This is a genomic window from Alkalibaculum sporogenes (assembly GCF_009362815.1).
GTDB classification, from domain to species: Bacteria; Bacillota; Clostridia; order Eubacteriales; family Alkalibacteraceae; genus Alkalibaculum_A; species Alkalibaculum_A sporogenes.
In genome coordinates this window covers 1-16,900 of the sequence record NZ_WHNX01000011.1, presented here as the reverse complement: position 1 = coordinate 16,900, position 16,900 = coordinate 1, and the positions used below count along the sequence as shown (strand labels likewise).

The 16,900-nt window shown below is 31.5% G+C and carries 15 protein-coding genes and 1 tRNA gene; 9 read left to right on the top strand and 7 right to left on the bottom strand.

Annotation, left to right across the window (positions count from 1 at the left end):
* Positions 1 to 26: 26 nt before the first annotated feature.
* The 3 genes from GC105_RS08395 (at position 27) to GC105_RS08385 (ending at position 3,281) form a co-directional block, all read left to right on the top strand.
* A complete protein-coding gene (locus GC105_RS08395; RefSeq protein ID WP_207706966.1) occupies positions 27 to 1,217 on the top strand; it encodes a pyridoxal phosphate-dependent aminotransferase in 1,191 nt (396 codons plus the stop codon).
* A gap of 2 nt (positions 1,218 to 1,219) precedes the next feature.
* Entirely contained in the window at positions 1,220 to 2,653 is a 1,434-nt protein-coding gene (gene purB, locus GC105_RS08390) for an adenylosuccinate lyase (RefSeq protein WP_152803637.1), read from the top strand.
* Positions 2,654 to 2,909: 256 nt separating this feature from the next.
* Positions 2,910 to 3,281, top strand: coding sequence for a GntR family transcriptional regulator (locus GC105_RS08385; RefSeq protein WP_343029996.1), 372 nt, complete (start codon positions 2,910 to 2,912; stop codon positions 3,279 to 3,281).
* Positions 3,282 to 3,621: 340 nt separating this feature from the next.
* On the opposite strand, the gene GC105_RS08380 is transcribed toward GC105_RS08385, so the two are convergent.
* Positions 3,622 to 3,697, bottom strand: a tRNA-Trp gene (locus GC105_RS08380).
* A 228-nt stretch (positions 3,698 to 3,925) separates the two neighbouring features.
* Here GC105_RS08380 and GC105_RS08375 point away from each other — a divergent pair.
* Both GC105_RS08375 and GC105_RS08370 read left to right on the top strand, forming a co-directional pair.
* Positions 3,926 to 4,765 (top strand): tyrosine-type recombinase/integrase, encoded by an 840-nt coding sequence (locus GC105_RS08375; protein ID WP_152803633.1) that lies wholly within the window; start codon positions 3,926 to 3,928, stop codon positions 4,763 to 4,765.
* A 430-nt stretch (positions 4,766 to 5,195) separates the two neighbouring features.
* The gene (locus GC105_RS08370; RefSeq protein WP_343029993.1) at positions 5,196 to 6,266 is read left to right on the top strand and encodes a tyrosine-type recombinase/integrase; all 1,071 of its coding nucleotides are present in this window, start codon (positions 5,196 to 5,198) and stop codon (positions 6,264 to 6,266) included.
* Positions 6,267 to 6,490: 224 nt separating this feature from the next.
* On the opposite strand, the gene GC105_RS08365 is transcribed toward GC105_RS08370, so the two are convergent.
* The 3 genes from GC105_RS08365 to GC105_RS08355 all read right to left on the bottom strand — a co-directional run bounded on the left by GC105_RS08365 (position 6,491) and on the right by GC105_RS08355 (position 8,537).
* Positions 6,491 to 7,378 (bottom strand): zf-HC2 domain-containing protein, encoded by an 888-nt coding sequence (locus tag GC105_RS08365; protein WP_152803631.1) that lies wholly within the window; start codon positions 7,376 to 7,378, stop codon positions 6,491 to 6,493.
* Positions 7,371 to 7,859: an RNA polymerase sigma factor gene (locus GC105_RS08360; protein WP_152803630.1), complete on the bottom strand. Its 489-nt coding sequence runs from the start codon at positions 7,857 to 7,859 to the stop codon at positions 7,371 to 7,373. Before GC105_RS08360 ends, GC105_RS08365 begins: the two co-directional genes overlap by 8 nt.
* A 186-nt stretch (positions 7,860 to 8,045) precedes the next feature.
* The gene (locus tag GC105_RS08355) at positions 8,046 to 8,537 is read right to left on the bottom strand and encodes a GyrI-like domain-containing protein (protein WP_152803628.1); all 492 of its coding nucleotides are present in this window, start codon (positions 8,535 to 8,537) and stop codon (positions 8,046 to 8,048) included.
* A 395-nt stretch (positions 8,538 to 8,932) separates the two neighbouring features.
* Here GC105_RS08355 and GC105_RS08350 point away from each other — a divergent pair, with 395 nt between their 5' ends.
* From GC105_RS08350 to GC105_RS08335, 4 genes are all read left to right on the top strand, one after another.
* Positions 8,933 to 9,532 (top strand): hypothetical protein, encoded by a 600-nt coding sequence (locus GC105_RS08350; protein ID WP_152803626.1) that lies wholly within the window; start codon positions 8,933 to 8,935, stop codon positions 9,530 to 9,532.
* Between the two features lie 198 nt (positions 9,533 to 9,730).
* A complete protein-coding gene (locus tag GC105_RS08345) occupies positions 9,731 to 10,090 on the top strand; it encodes a BlaI/MecI/CopY family transcriptional regulator (protein WP_152803624.1) in 360 nt (119 codons plus the stop codon).
* Positions 10,087 to 11,550: a M56 family metallopeptidase gene (locus GC105_RS08340; protein WP_152803622.1), complete on the top strand. Its 1,464-nt coding sequence runs from the start codon at positions 10,087 to 10,089 to the stop codon at positions 11,548 to 11,550. Before GC105_RS08345 ends, GC105_RS08340 begins: the two co-directional genes overlap by 4 nt.
* A gap of 52 nt (positions 11,551 to 11,602) precedes the next feature.
* Entirely contained in the window at positions 11,603 to 12,142 is a 540-nt protein-coding gene (locus GC105_RS08335; protein ID WP_152803620.1) for a hypothetical protein, read from the top strand.
* A 606-nt stretch (positions 12,143 to 12,748) separates the two neighbouring features.
* Here GC105_RS08335 and GC105_RS08330 read toward each other — a convergent pair.
* The 3 genes from GC105_RS08330 to GC105_RS08320 form a co-directional block, all read right to left on the bottom strand.
* The gene (locus GC105_RS08330; RefSeq protein WP_152803618.1) at positions 12,749 to 14,905 is read right to left on the bottom strand and encodes a glycoside hydrolase domain-containing protein; all 2,157 of its coding nucleotides are present in this window, start codon (positions 14,903 to 14,905) and stop codon (positions 12,749 to 12,751) included.
* Between the two features lie 229 nt (positions 14,906 to 15,134).
* The gene (locus GC105_RS08325; protein WP_152803616.1) at positions 15,135 to 15,635 is read right to left on the bottom strand and encodes an RNA polymerase sigma factor; all 501 of its coding nucleotides are present in this window, start codon (positions 15,633 to 15,635) and stop codon (positions 15,135 to 15,137) included.
* Positions 15,636 to 16,180: 545 nt separating this feature from the next.
* Positions 16,181 to 16,738: a hypothetical protein gene (locus tag GC105_RS08320; RefSeq protein WP_152803613.1), complete on the bottom strand. Its 558-nt coding sequence runs from the start codon at positions 16,736 to 16,738 to the stop codon at positions 16,181 to 16,183.
* Positions 16,739 to 16,900: the final 162 nt, after the last annotated feature.

Sequence of the window (16,900 nt, the reverse complement as noted above, 5' to 3'; positions counted from 1 at the left end):
TAAATGGAGGTTATAAAGTGAAAAACATGATATCAGAAAAAGCAAAAAATATTCAACCCTCCATGACCTTGGCAATTACAGCAAAAGCTAAAGAATTAGTAATGCAAGGACATGATGTAGTTGGATTTGGTGCTGGGGAGCCGGATTTTGATACACCTATACCAATAAAAAAAGCTGCAATAGAAGCTATTGAAGCAGGTTATACTAAATACACGCCTGCGACTGGAGTATTAGAGCTAAGAGAATTAATAGCAACTAAACTTAAAAAAGACAATAATTTAGATTATACTGCTGACCAAATAATAGTAAACAGTGGCGCAAAACACAGTTTGTCAACTGCTTTTCAAACTATTTTAAATTCGGGAGAAGAAGTAATTATGGCATCTCCTTACTGGGTAAGTTACCCTGAAATTATTAAAATAGCAGGAGGAGTACCTGTAATTATCCAAACTAAAGAGTCTAATAATTTTAAAATCACTGCAAAGGAACTTGAAGCGACGATAACTGATAAGACTAAAGCTCTTTTACTTAATAGCCCAAGCAATCCAATAGGAGCCGTATACTCTAGAGAAGAGTTAGAAAGTATAGCAGAAGTCGCAGTAAACCATAATATTTACGTTATATCAGATGAAATCTATGAAAGACTTGTATATGATGGCAATCAACATATCAGCATTGCTGAGATTAGTCCTGAAATAAAACATCTTACAATCCTTATCAATGGAATGAGTAAAGATTATGCTATGACTGGATGGCGATTAGGTTATACTGCAGGAAATAGTGAAGTAATCAAGGCTATGGGAAATATACAAGGTCATGCTGTATCACATCCTTCTTCTATAACTCAATATGCTGGAATAGGTGCGTTAAATTGTAACGAAGAAGTATTTTTAGAGATGCACAAAGAGTACGACCAAAGAAGGAAATATATGGTAGAAAGATTAGATGGTATGAAATCTCTTTCTTATATATATCCACAAGGTGCTTTTTATGTTTTCATAAATATATCTAAGTTACTTAATAAAACCTATAACGGAAAAATCATTAGAACTTCTCTTGAACTTGCCGATGCATTACTAGAAGATTCAAAAGTTGCATTAGTGCCTGGAATAGCATTTGGAATAGATACTTTTGTGAGAGTTTCATACGCTACAACAATGGAAGAAATCAAAAAAGGTTTAGACAGAATAGAAAAATTTATTGAGTTGGGAGTGTAAATATGCCTACAAATGAATACGAAAGTCCTTTAATCCAACGATATTCTTCTAAAGAAGCGTCATTTATTTTTTCAGCTGATAATAAGTTTATTACTTGGAGAAAATTATGGGTAGCCCTTGCAAAATGTGAAAAAGAATTGGGTTTACCTATAGAGCAAGAACAAATCGACGAACTTGAAGCTAATATTTTTAATATAGATTATAAAATGGCAAAAGAAAAAGAAAAGGAACTTAGACACGATGTAATGGCTCATGTACACACATATGCCCATCAGTGTCCAAAAGCAGGAGGCATTATCCATCTTGGCGCAACTAGCGCATATGTAGGAGATAACACTGATATTATCCAATACACACAAGGCTTAGAATTAATGAAGAAAAAGCTTATTAACTGTATTGATAAATTATCACAATTTGCCCTAAAATATAAAGATATGCCTACTCTAGGTTTCACACATTTTCAAGCAGCACAATTAACAACTGTTGGAAAAAGAGCATGTCTTTGGATTCAAGATTTAGTCATGGATTTAGAAGATTTAAATCATCTACTATGTAACACAAAACTTCGAGGCGTAAAAGGAACTACTGGCACGCAGGCAAGCTTCATGGAGTTATTTGAAGGTGATCATGAAAAAATTAAGAAATTAGACCGCATGGTAGCAGAAAAAATGGGATTTAAAGAATCTTATAAAGTAACTGGGCAAACTTATTCAAGAAAGTACGACAGCCAAGTCTGTAATGTTCTAAGTGGGATTGCACAAAGCTTATATAAATTCAGTAATGACATGAGACTTCTTCAACATTTAAAAGAAATAGAAGAGCCTTTTGAAAAAAATCAAATAGGATCCTCTGCAATGGCATATAAGCGAAATCCAATGAGAAGCGAAAGAATAGGTGCCTTGGCTCGTTATGTTATTGTAACTGCCTTAAATCCAGCAATTACTGCTTCTACTCAATGGTTTGAAAGAACTCTTGACGATTCTGCTAACAAGCGAATAAGTATACCAGAATCTTTTTTAGCAGTAGATGCCATTCTAAACATATGCTTAAATATTTCAGAAGGTTTAGTAGTATATGAAAAAGTAATTCAACAACGCATTGAAGAGGAATTACCTTTCATGGCTACAGAAAATATTATTATGCAAGGTGTTAAAAAAGGTGGAGATAGGCAAGAATTGCATGAAAGAATCAGAATTCATTCTATGGAAGCAGGCAAAATGGTAAAAGTAGAAGGAAAGAGTAACGATTTAATAGAAAGAATCAAAAATGATCCAAGCTTTAATCTAAATGAAGGCGAATTAGACGATGTATTAGATGCTAATAAATACATTGGGCGAGCACCAGAACAAGTTGTAGAGTTTATAAATGATATAATCAATCCTATCTTAACAGAAAATCAAGATCTTCTAGGAGAAAAAGGGGAGGTCCACGTTTAAAAATGTAACTTTATTCATTAACAAATAAGCTTCTAGGCTATGTCTAGGAGCTTATTTGTTTTATAAGATAGATAGTTTGACTAGCTCGTTATCCTATATTCTTTAAAACGCGTCGAAGACACCTTCTTGTACGAAGTAAATGTAATTCTAACATTTCACATTGTATAGCTATTGACAGATGAATTTCATCTGTGTATATTGTATATATACAGTGCGGAACGTCTGTGTATATACAGTAATCTAAAGGAGTGATTTTATCAATATCTCTATTTCAAATACTAGTGACAAACCAATATACGAACAAATAGTTGGCAAAGTTCAAGAATCTATTATGATAGGCGAGCTTAAAGAAGGGCAAATGATGCCTTCAATTAGAAAACTGTCCAAGGATCTAGGGATTAGCATAATAACCATAAAGCGAGCTTATGACGACTTAGAGAAAGAAGGGTATATCTCCACAGTACCTGGCAAAGGATCTTATATAACAGCCCAAAACAATGAGATGGTAAAAGAAAATCAAGTGAAAATAGTAGAAGATAAATTGTTTGAAGCTGTAATCGCCGCAAAATCCATAAAACTATCTCGTGGAGAGCTAATAGATATGTTGTTGGTATTGTATGAGGCGTAGTCACGCTATTTCTTTACATTAAAAAAATAAGAACTTATAGTTACGCGGACAGTCGCCAAACGATCTACGTCTTCGACGTAGTATTTTCATAGAATTTCTTGTTTAACTCAGCGAGAAACACGCTTCGCGAGTTTCTCCTGGTTACGCGGACAGTCGCCAAATGTTCTACGTCTTCGACGTAGTATTTTCATAGAATTTCTTGTTTAACTCAGCAAGCTGGCCAAACTTTCAATTCTATGAAAATGCGTCTTCGACGCAGCCGCTTGGCTCATTGTCTTCGCGATAAAAAAAATAAGATCTGTGAGATCTTATTTATATACATACAACTAATGATTAAATTTGGCAGGGGTAGAAGGATTTGAACCATCGGCACGTGGTTTTGGAGACCACTGCTCTACCAACTGAGCTATACCCCTAAAAATAGTACATTTATTATTATAAAGGCGGGAAGGAAATAAGTCAATAAGTAATTTTATTATTTATTGTTAAAGATAAAGATATACTTGTATGTAACATTGCGTTAAATAATATTTCGCGCAATGTTATTATTTATGATATACTATTTGTAAACAGAAGCCAATTGGCTGCCAGCTAGGTAGGCATCTGAGACTACTATATTTAGCTAAAAATAGGTAGGTGATAAGGTGGATAAAAATACACCAGATATTTTAAATGAATATATAAACACATTAATTGAAACAGGTAAAATACGACCTCAAACTGCTAAAGCGTATTCATATGATATAGTATTGTTTTTAAAGTACTTAAAAACCAGATTATTTACTATTAACATTACACATTTCGATTCAATCGATATAATAGATGTAGATATACAACTATTATCTAGAACATCTATTGTTGACATAATCGCATTTATGAATTATATTTCAAATAATAGGAACAATAGCGAAGCAGCAAAAGCTAGGAAATTATCTAGTATAAGATCTTTTTTTAATTATCTAGTTAATACAAAGAGATACTTAGATAAAAACCCTTGTGATAATGTAGATGTACCTAAAAAAACAAATAAGCTTTCTCAACAATTAGAACTTGATAATGCATTAGTATTAGTAAATAGCATCGGTGGAAAATTCCCACTCAGAGATAAATCAATTATACTATTATTTGTATATTCAGGTATAAGACTTATAGAGATAATAAATATTAAACTATATGATTTGGATTTAGAAAATAATCATATAGTTATTAATCAAGAAGGATACGATGATAAAATTGTTTTATTGAATAATGAGTGTAAAAATATTATATATGATTATTTAAATAATGAGAGAAAAAATGCTAATTGTGATTATCTTTTTTTAAGTCAGCGTAAAAGTCAAATTAGTAAACGTACTATACAACATTTAATTAAAAGTCATGTAGATAAGAATCCAAGTATTAAAAATAGAATCTCTTCTCAAAATCTCAGAAATACTATAAAGAGAGAAACTGATTTATTATCAGTAAAAATACAGAGCCCATAATTGCGTTTTAAAGCTATTAAATTTTTACACTAATAATATTAGTCTTCTACCAATGTATTATATAAATGAAGGCGTATATCAAAGTTTGAGACTGCACTAGAGTTAAAACTATATATTATTAGTAAATCTTTTATTATTTTAATTATTGATACAAAAACAAATTCTTTATACTAACAAAGTAGAAAAACTTATGAAAATCTCTAATAGAATGTAAAATATAAAAAAGTACCCTTTTCTTTTGTCAACTTTACATTAAACTTGTGTTTAACAGATAGTTGTGATACAATTTTACTATAGTAATTTCCATAAATACCATGTTATCCTTCAATAACATATTATTGGCTAAAATGCTGTTAGACTTTCAAATTACATATTAGTACAATTTACCCATCACCTCAGATCAAATTTTTATACAAAAGGATGATTAAAAATGAAAATGGATACATTTACAAAAGATCAAAATACTCAGTTAACTATTAAATTGAGAAAATTAATCAATGATTTGCCAACTTTCGTAGAAACCTTTTTCAGAGGAATTGAACCAAATACTTCTATTAAAACAAGGATTGCTTATGCTTTTGACTTAAGAACATTCTTTTATTATATTACCGAAGAATTAGAAAACTTTTATGGAAAAAAGATGAAAGAATTAAATATAGAAGATTTAGATGTGATAACTTCAATCGATATAGAGAAGTTTATGGAGTTTTTATCATTCTACTCCCTACCCAACTATAAAAATCCAGATCAATTTATAACCTATACAAATTCAAATAGTGGAAAAGCTAGAAAACTTTCAACTATAAGAACTTTCTATAGATACTTCTTTAAAAAAGAATTAATAATAAGCAACCCTGCCCTACTAGTAGATCTACCTAAAAGCAAAGAAAAAGCTATAATTCGCTTAGAAGTTGATGAAGTAGCTAATTTACTAGATACTATTGAGACAGGTGAAAATTTATCTGCCTCACAAAAGAAATATCATGAACACAATAAAGAAAGAGATTTAGCTTTAATTGCCCTATTATTAGGTACTGGTATCCGTATAAGCGAATGTGTTGGATTAGAAATACAACACTTTAATTTTGAAAATAACAGCTTTCGAATTATTCGTAAAGGTGGAAGTGAAACTATTCTTTACTTTAGCGATGAAGTTCAAAAAATCCTAACAGATTACATATCCGTTAGAGAAAGCATTATCCCCTACCCTGGCCATGAAAATGCCTTTTTCCTATCACTTCAAAGAAAACGCTTAGGAGTAAGTGCTATCCAAAAATTAGTAAAAAAATACGCCAGCATTATAACCCCATTAAAAAACATCTCCCCTCACAAATTAAGAAGCACCTATGGCACCAACCTCTATAGAGAGACAGGAGATATTTACCTAGTAGCCGACGTATTGGGACACAAAGACGTCAACACTACAAAAAAACACTACGCTGCCATCAGCGATGACCAAAAGCGTAGTGCTGCAAAGATTGTGAAGTTGAGAGAAGATTAAGAGTCACGAAAACCCACCGAGCGTAAAATTCATAAAGTTTAAAAACCAACCACTTCTTATATAACATGTTCTCTTTTGAGGTGCAAACCAAAGTAAATTAAATAGGATCACAAGCAAAAAAGACTATGTTTTCGCATAGTCTTTTTATGTGTAAATATAGTCTTAAATTTATTACAGTAGACTACAAATTGGAATTTATGAACTTCGTGTTATGCTCATAACAGTTAGTGCCTAAATTTCGAATGTTTCTTTTTATACAAAATATAAAATAGAGAATAAATAGGTATTACTAAAAGCAAAATCAAATAAAAATCACGAGTTGCTGAGTATGAGGTAGCATTAAATCCTGTAATCATAACATGACTTACAAAGTAAGAAACAGGAACAAATAGAATCTTTACTATGATAGCTTTAACTTTTTCTTTCTTTCTGAATATTAGAAAGAATACTACCAAAACAAATGTAATTAACATGCCAAGAGTAATATAGTAATTCAAAAACAATCGTGGCAAGGTAATAACACCGCCATTAGAAATTAGATTTTTACCATATATTACTTTATCCTCTTCTCCTCCGTTAGACACATAATAAATCGTGCTCACTTCTTCATTATTTGGGTTTACTGTAATGGTCTGGGATCTTGTAGCGTCAATAATTTCATTCCATGCAGTATTATAAATACTAATATTATATATTCCTTGCTCACTTTGTGTTAGTTCATATTCTCCAACAAAAGAAAGCGTTACACTGTTATTATTCTCATCTACAGTAATAATCTCAGATGATTGAGTATAGGGTATATATTCAGGTGCAGTTAGATATGCAAATGATAATATTACAACGATGGCTGAAATAGTTGCTGAGAGTATTGCATTAAATACTCGTTTTTTCTTTATATCTAAACCTATTTTTTTCAGAAATTCTATGTCATCTTTTTCAGTTATAACAACTGTAGGTGTTTCTAAATCGGATTTTAATAATGAAAGTTCCTTTTTACAGTCATTACAGCTCAGCAGATGTTCTTCAACAAGTTTCTTTGTGTCTTCGCTGACAATGTTATCAGCATATAAAGGCAAAATATCCTTTACAATGTTGCAGTTTATTTTATTCACTATGATTTCCCTCCATTTGTTCTAATATTTGTTTTTTAGCTCGGTAATAAGTAACTCTCGCCCAACTTTCAGTTTTGGTAAAAATTAAGCTTATTTTGTTAAAAGATAGACTGCCGAAAAATCTTAACATAAAAACTTCTTTATATGGTTCGCTCATATTGTGCAAAATTTTTAGTATCAAAATAGATTGTTCTTTTAATATCAAATTATCCAAAACATTAGTTTTACCATCCACATTGTCCTCAAGCTCATAAGACGAGAAATGTTTTTGGCGATTATACTCTGTATAATATGTATTTCGTGCGATGGTAAAAAGCCATGCTTTAATCTCTTTTCGTCCGTCAAATGTATGAATGTTCTTCATTGCTTTTAAAAATGTGTCTTGTGTAATATCTTCGGCAACGGCTTTATTTTGTGATAAACCATACAGATATATATATACATCTTTGAAATACAATTTATATACTTGTTCAAATTCCAAAGTTAAATCCTCCTTTCACCTCACTAACTAATGAAATATGATTTCGTTACAAAGTTTTTTAAAAAAAGCTGCCTACAAATGCAGACAACTATACTAAGGGGTATATAATCTTTTCTACAAATTCCTATTTATCAGTATGATAAACAATTATTTGTCCATAATTTTTCGCATTTTTAGAATATTGTGTCATACAGCGGGAGACCAAAGGTCTCCCCTACGATATAGCATTATTAATGCGTAGGGGCGCACCTTTGGTCGGCTGTCAGCGACTGCATAGCCGTTTTCATCAATCCACTTGAAAGCGTATGCATAGGCATGAGCTAGTCCAGCATATGCACCCTTGTGCATAACTGATATAGCAGTAACCTTTTCCATCTTCTTAAATTTAACGTCTTCAAAGTCATCTTTCATTTTGTCAATCGCTTCGCAGTACTCCACGTGGATGTCCTTTTCTTTGTACTCATTATCAAGATAGATGATGAAGCAGTATTCGGGAACAATACACTTGAGATCTGGATATTTCTCTGATACTGCCTTTCCTATTGCAGGAATAAGCTCGAAATATGAGTCGTAGTTTGGCACGGTCATTCTTTTGGAATAAACAATACATTCAGGTAATTCTTTAATGATAGTTTGAAAAATCGCCGATACGGTACATTCACTCACTTCCTTTATCATAACTTATTCTACAAGCTCCTGTAACTGGAGAGTCAAAAGGTTTTTATTACTCACAAAATATAAATAATCATCGCTCTCATCTGAGCGCATAAGTGTAATCTTCATTTAATCATCACCTTTGAAATATTAATATACACTATGACGTAACATGATAATCAATAGGTTTACAAAACAAATGATATTAAGTGTACCAATCTTTATAATTTTTGACAACCGATTTGTACCATTGATTTTATACATACAAAAAACCTCTTAGTGCATTCCTTAAATACCCTATTGTTTTACATATAAATTTAATAATATTTAATAAAAACATTTACAATTCTATATATCTTTACCTTTTATATTAAAGAAATATATATTCAAAAACAAACACTAAATAGAGGTGAAATTAAATGGCAGTTGCTTATATATTTAGGCATAAAAATGGAGGATCAAGTTCAAGAACTTATGAGCCAATGGGAATAGGAGAACAACCGATATCTGTTACAAACGGACAAATATTTTTATTTCCAGATGAAAGCGTGGATGCAGCGGGTCAATGGAGAACATTCTTCTATATCTATAGAAATACAGGATCATTTGTAATGACTTCAATGTTTACAGATAATTATGGTTTCCCAAAAGAAGGCGAAGTAGTAAATGGATATGGTGATAAATTATACTCTTTGCCTAATTTTAATAAAGCTGTATATGGAAGTAGTTATGCATATGCAGGTGGATCTCATTACGGATTAAGAAAAGAAACGTATTTAGAAAAATTAGTAAATGGAAATTGGCAAACTCAAAAAACTTTACCGCAAAACCATAGAGTTATAATAGGAGGAGGTCAAGGGTACACTTATTCAAATAATGCTAATTTTAATAATTTCAATAGACTAAGATGTTGGGGTTATAAAAATGCTAGTGGTATAGTAATAGAAACAACTGGACTATATGTTCGAGTAAGAGATATTACAATGGATTCTGGTAGTTATGCTATAAATACGAGATAATAAATTAAACAGCATAAATAAATTTCTATTATTTGTGCTGTTTTATTAAGTATTTAACTAGTTGATCTAGCGAGGAACAAGTGAATAAAACATTTAATCACAATATTTAATAAAAATTAATAACATATTGACTCGTGAGGTTTATTGAGATAAACTAAAATTGGTATCAAAATAAAAAAGTAAGAGGAATTGGTAAATATGAAGAAAAACAAACTTTTTGATGCGGAATATAAATTTATGGATATTGTTTGGGAATTGGAACCTATCAACTCCACACAATTGGTTAAAGTATGTCTGGAAAAACTGGCTTGGAATAAGTCTACCACTTACACTGTATTACGAAAACTTGCACAACGAGAAATCGTTAAAAATGAAAATACTTTTGTCGTCGCTTTAGTAAAACGAGAAGATATGCAAAAGTATGAATGTAATGAATTAGTTGAAAAATCATTTAACGGTTCTTTGCCAGCTTTTATTACTGCTTTTTTGAATGATAAAACTCTCTCTTTGAAAGACGCGGAAGAAATAAAAAAAATGATTGAAGAGGCGACGAGATGAAAGATATCTTTTTTACAGTGTTGAACATGAGTCTTATGGCAAGTTATGTTACGATTGTGGTTTTAATATTTCGCTCAATACTCATATTCTTTCATTCTCCCAAATTATATTCTTATATTCTTTGGGCTGTAGTTTTTTTTAGATTGGTTTCCCCCTTTTCTTTTTATAGCCAAGTCAGCTTGTTACCACCTTCAAATAATTTGATATATACCTTTACTGAAAGAGCTTCTGATATTGAGGCAATAGAAATGAATCCTACTTGGCAAAGCAATGGAAAAATTGGAGTATCACAAAATCTTGATACATTTCAGCAATCGAAAATACCGCATTTATTTACATTGTCCATTGTTGATATCATACTTCTTGTATGGATAGCGGGAATTTTTGCCTTTCTGTTCTATGGAATAACCTCCTATCGAATTCTTAAAAAGCAAGTAGCAATAGCTACATGTAAAGAAGGAAATATTTTTGAATCTGATCAAATAAAGACACCTTTTGTATTGGGGGTACTTAAACCACGAATTTATATACCTATGTATTTAAATGAAATAGAACTCAGTTATATTCTTAAACATGAGCAAATCCATATTAAGAGAAAAGATCATCTCATCCAGTTATTATCTGCAATTACGTTGGTCGTTCATTGGTTTAATCCTATTGTTTGGATTTGCTATTTCCTGATGATTCGAGATATGGAAATGTCTTGTGATGAAAGCGTCTTAAAAAAATATGAAGAGGATATTCGTACTAATTACTCAAAAACCTTATTAGCAATAAATACGAGTGGGAATCAACAAGTTTCCCTATTTTTCAAAGGCAGTAGTATTAAACAGCGGATAAAAAATATACTACAGTATCGGAGAAAAACCGAAAAAACGGTTCTAGTAATTTCAGTAGTACTTTTAATTTTGTCTTTAAGTTTATTGTTGAATTCTCCTCAAGATATTCTCAATTCAACAAATTCAGAAAACAATCATACTAGCCCAATAGATCCAACTTTGTCTGAAATAAAAGTACTGTTAATAGATATAGATGTTAACAAAGAGATTACAGATGAAGAAAGGCAAACCCTCCTATACTTTAAATTATTGCTCGGAAATGAGTTAACAGAACACTATGCGATTAAAGCTGGTTCTCCAGTATTTGATTTTCCTAAGCCTTCAGAGGCAGATCTTCAAACATTGAAAGATAGTAATATGGCTAGTTGGGAACTTTTGATAATGCCTGACATAGAACATAATATAAGTTATATAGAAAAAATACAAGGAGGAGTTGAAGAAATCCCTATTCTGTATAATTGGCTTGATGAAGCTAAAAATCTTTATATGGATGCTAAGAATAATAAAGATTTGGAAGAAGCTTACTATAAGTATATAAAAGGTGGGATGATGTTTAATGATTTGTTGAGAATTGTGGATGAAGATATTATAGAATCTACAAAGCCCCCGCAAAATTTCTGAGATTTATGCTGTACTTAAACAACAAGAAATTAATTATTTAGAATAGGAGGAGATGACAATAGAACTACAATATGAAGTTACGAGAAAAGAATTTATTGACTTTTATTTATCGCATTACAAAAAAACACCTCTCTATGTAGGGTGGTATATTACAATAGATTTGATTGCCATATTCTATTTTCTTATTTTTGTTGTAACCACGTATAATAATTATACTCGAATAGGATTATTTGTATTATTTTTAATATTCACATCAACTCCCTTTGTCGTATCTCGAATTTATAAAAATAATATTCTAAAGTTGTATTCGTTAAAAATATTTGATAATTGTTTTTTGCATACATCACTGAAGATAAATGAAGATGGAATCGAATTAATAACAAATTTATGTAAAGTATTCTTTAAATGGAACACATTAACAAATTTATATTTCATAAATAATAATATCTATATTACTACATATATGAGAGAATTTATTTTTATTGGTTCGAATAGTATCAAAGAAGATATTCGAAAAAATTTTCTAGACATGGTAATAAAAAACACGGACTTAAAAATCAGTAGTAAAGTACCAGATATAATATTTAGTTGAGGTGATATTAATTGGATGTTCGTTACAAAATAAACGAAGATAATTTTTTACAGTTTCATCATTCTCATATACTTAACTCCGATGCCGTTAGAAGTTTGTTAAAGCCTTTTCTTATCTCTTTATTAATCTTATTATTAATATGTGTAATCTTTTCACCCATGAGAGTTGGTTTAATGATTGGGACATTATTTGTTTTTTTATTTCATAAGATTATATTTAGTAAATATAGAAACAAAACATTAAAGAAAAGTTTGCGAAAGAGAGTATTTGAATCGGATATATACAAAAATACATTTCAAACAACAAACCTTTTGATAATAGATACGGGAATAAAGACAGAGACTTGTTATGGAAAAAAATATTTTACATGGAAATCTCTATATGATATATATGTTACCAATGCCTATGTTATAATACGTACAATTTCTGACGAAATTATATATATTCCTTGCGAAGTTATTGAAATAGATGAATTCTGTAAGCTTGTTTCCCATTATACTAATTTAATTATTAATAAATGCTATCCTACCAACATAAAATATAAAAGATATTTCGTATAAGCAAAAGGTTGCCTCATAACATTATTGTGAGGCACCCTTTTAAGATCTAAGTTATATCCTCTTCAAATATTTTGTTAGTAAAAAACATTAGAAATACAATGATCATACCATAAGTCATCAGCGCTGATGCAAATGATGCTATTGCAGCTGCTATAGTGCTTATTCCTATCCCCAAAAGACCTATGATTGCTATAACTACAGCAACAATACAAATACCAAGAATTAAACCTGAATTCTCATCTACCCACTCCAATATATCATCAAAGGCGGCGGAAATTTGAGTTTCCAAAAGGATTTCGTTAAGACTTTTAAATTCTATCGTCAATTGTTCAGTTAAATATCCTATTTGGTCAAAGTATTCAGCGTTGTACTGATTGATTAATCTGATTTTGGTACCAGTAGGTGTCGTTGTCATACTAACACTAAAATCAATACCTTCCCACGATGCAATTTTAGCTCCTAAAGTTGCACCATCAATATCAAATGCACCTGTAACATCAAAAACTTCACCTTCAGCACTGACAATCTGACCATTCTCTACCTTTACCAATAGGCCATCGCCTTCGCTAAACACACTAGATACGGAAAAATTCGCACTTATTTTTACCAGTGGTGTATTTATTAATACAATCTCTGCTTCTGGTGAGGTAAATGTGATTCCTAATCTATTCATTATTCCATCTAAATTATTCGCTAATGCTACTATATCTGACGTTGTTACTCCGCTAGATTCAATGACGCTACTCTCTCCCATATAGTTTCCCCTACATATATTTTTATCTATGGCGATCTGACCCTCTCCGCTGCCAATAGAATACTCTAGTATTTGATCAAAATTCCAGTCATTTGGAAGTTTATATCCTAAGTTTCCACTAAAGCCTGTAGACATATCTGAGACGAAACTACTGGTTGAATAGCCTGCTCCTCCTATCCTAGAGCATACATTTCTAGGTCCGTATATTCCAATTTTATACCCGGGATTTGAACTTGTAAATTGATTGTAGATCCCTCTGAAATAAGGCAAGATGTTGTTTGTTACATGATGGTCTAATGCATCAAAATCAACTGCGAAATAAATTGTAGTGTCTGGCTTAAATCCATTTTTCTTAGCAGCTACAATTGCTTTTACCGCATCAACACCACCTCTTGAATAATTAAAATAACCAGCAGAGTCTCCTGACGTCTGATATATGGGAAAAATCTTTAAATCTGCATTAAATATCGTTTGGATTTCCCCTGGCTGAATCTCTTTCCAGCCTCCGGTAAGATATCTTCCTACAATTCTATAGCCATTATTATAAATAGTTGCTGCCCGTGGTGCTGTCACTGTTGTACTGCAGTCACATGCTGTTGCCGATCTACTGGTGTCTCCTGCACTTACCATTAAAGACGCCCATGTTCTTGCTCCCACAATTCCATCTACCGTAATCATGCAAAACTCTTGGAAATTTTGTACAGCTGTTCTGCACCCGTTTCCAAATAGACCATCAAATCCATTAGGACTAAAACCATTGGCATAAAGAGCATATTGCAATAGATAATTATAATCTCTATTGCTATTGCCGTAAACTAAAACAGGTAATGTTGCGACTGTGGATGGACCCCATAGACCATCTACTGCAACTCCTCCCTTGATTTGCAGAGACATAATCATTGCCTTACAAGTATTGCGTCCATAAATACCGTCACAGGGTATGAGCCCTCCTATGGCAGGGTAATAATCTCTGTTTAGATTCCTCTGTATGGTGCGAATATTTGAATCTCCTCCAGGTAACAGTACATAAGCATCCATAGTCAATAATGCTTTAAAAATCAATGGAGTTGCTACTCCATCTGTATTTGATAACCCTGCATGTGATTGCATTTGTTGAATCCCATCTTTTGTTGCAACAGTATAGTTACCGCTAATATCTCCAGGACTATACCCTTTGCAGTACATGGCACTCTGAAGAATTCTAACGATATTGCTATCAGTTATATCTTCAGGAATTGAATTTACAGATAACGTAGGACATGCTGCCATAGTTTGGCTTCCAAAATTATCCGAAGTAACTGCTATTCCCAGTTCTATTTGCAATGCTCTGGTTAAAGCATACATCGTCGCCCATCCTGTTATTCCATCTTCTGGGATTTCATTATAACCAATCCTTCCTCTATAGGTTAAATTTAACCACGCCTGCGCAGCATAAACCATTATATCCATTTATATTTCCTCCTTATATCATTTTATTGTGTATTACTAATTACGGATTCAAAGAGCAGATTACTCGTTGAAATTTATTACAATTATTAATAAGGATATGTAATATATTTTTGTACACTATTTTTTGGATATAATAGAAATTTACTTTCTAGCAATCTGTAAGAGTTATATAAACTCACAAGACATAACCTGAGTTGATAGGTTATGTCCTGTGATAAATCTATTCTATTTACATATTTATTGTGTTTTTTAATTTTTCTAAACTTTTCTTTCTATATTTATAAACTGTCTGCCTTGATAAACCAAGTAGCGATGCAATTTCTGTATCTGTGAATTTTTGATTATATTTATAATCTAAAATTTTACTTTCTCTCTGCGATAAATTCCCTATCATATCTGTAAAATATATTAATGAAAATGGATCATTATATTGGTCATCTTGAATTACCTCAATGAAATCATTTTCAATTATTAATTCAGTGATTTTTTTCTTACTTAGTCGTATATATTCGTGCTTAATTGATTTTTTTATATAATAATCAAGACTTTCATTTGCTTTAAAAGTACTCAAATCTATTTTACGCAATAATTCCAACAAGAAAATGATTAAATCAGTTTCTGCACAATCGTAATTTAATTTTCTAGAATAGAATTTTATCGAATTTTTGAATAAGTCTACAATTTCTAAAAAAGTATTGTTATCTTTTTGAAAAGCATCTATTAATAACAATAGTGATATTGGCTCCCACCTCCCTTTAGTAGAACCATAGGGTTTCTATTTACTATTTAAAAGAGGTATTTTAAAAAAATGGTTAAAATAATTTATTAAAAGCTACAATTAATATTATATGCTTTAGTACATATAAAGTAGATAAATCATTTTGTGTCACATGTTATATAGGCTATAGTAGCATAGGGACATGTCTCATCTTTTTATAACTATATCTTACGCTATCTATAAATTATAATATTTTTGTAAATCACATTGAATATTAGGGTTGATTGTTCTGGTTGAATGAAAAACTAACTTCCAGTTTTTCATAACCCCTTATTTTCTGTGGAACTAACGTCCACTTTTGAGCTTAACAAAACTCTTTTTTTATATTACAATGTCTGTATTAGCACAAAAAACATGGTTTTTCTGCATAGCAAACAGGCATCTGAAAATAGTGTGCGAGACTAAATTCCACATGCCTTAGTGTAAGACTAAGTTCTATACAGTAAAATCTCTGCCTGTGCTACGACTATTTTATCTTAATAATGCTGGCATAAGGGTTACATCATCTGGTTTGATTGCCTTAAGATGGAGTTGTTTATGTAATTCCTTGTCCAGTAGAAGTTGGGACAGTTCGAATGGGGTATGCCCAAATCCAGGAACTGATCATAATTACGACCTTGACGATGAAACCTATCTTTGACGCTGCTCTGTGTTGATTTTTTACGTTTTTTATATTTTACAAGACGTCTTAAATCAAGATTTATGACATCAAAGATACCTGCATCAATGTAAGTATAGGTTGTCTTTCTAGAACATCCTAACTCTTCTGCGTGGTTTGCATATATGTGTGCAATTGACTGACCCTTTTTTATTAGCGGAGTGAGAATATCATTCATTTTCTGAATACTTTCAGGTGTTTGATTAATACCTTCCCTACATGAGACTAGAAGTCCTTTATATGAGTCATCTGCATACTTTGATGAATATACTCTTTTCTCAAGAAGACAACCAGTACGCTTTCCACAACCGTTACATACATAGGGTGGTTTTTGCAGTTTTTCACATTGAATAGGTTCATATACCTTACATACGTCTATGCATCTCATACCAAGCATATTTTGCACTCTGTTCCACAGTTATGATCACACAGATACATTAACACGCATTCTCTTCTCTTCGCACATGGAATAGGCGCAAATTCCATATTCTTACGTTCTGAAACTTTTGAATGTTTACGTACTTCCTTTGATATGGTACTAGAATCCTTTCTTGTCATT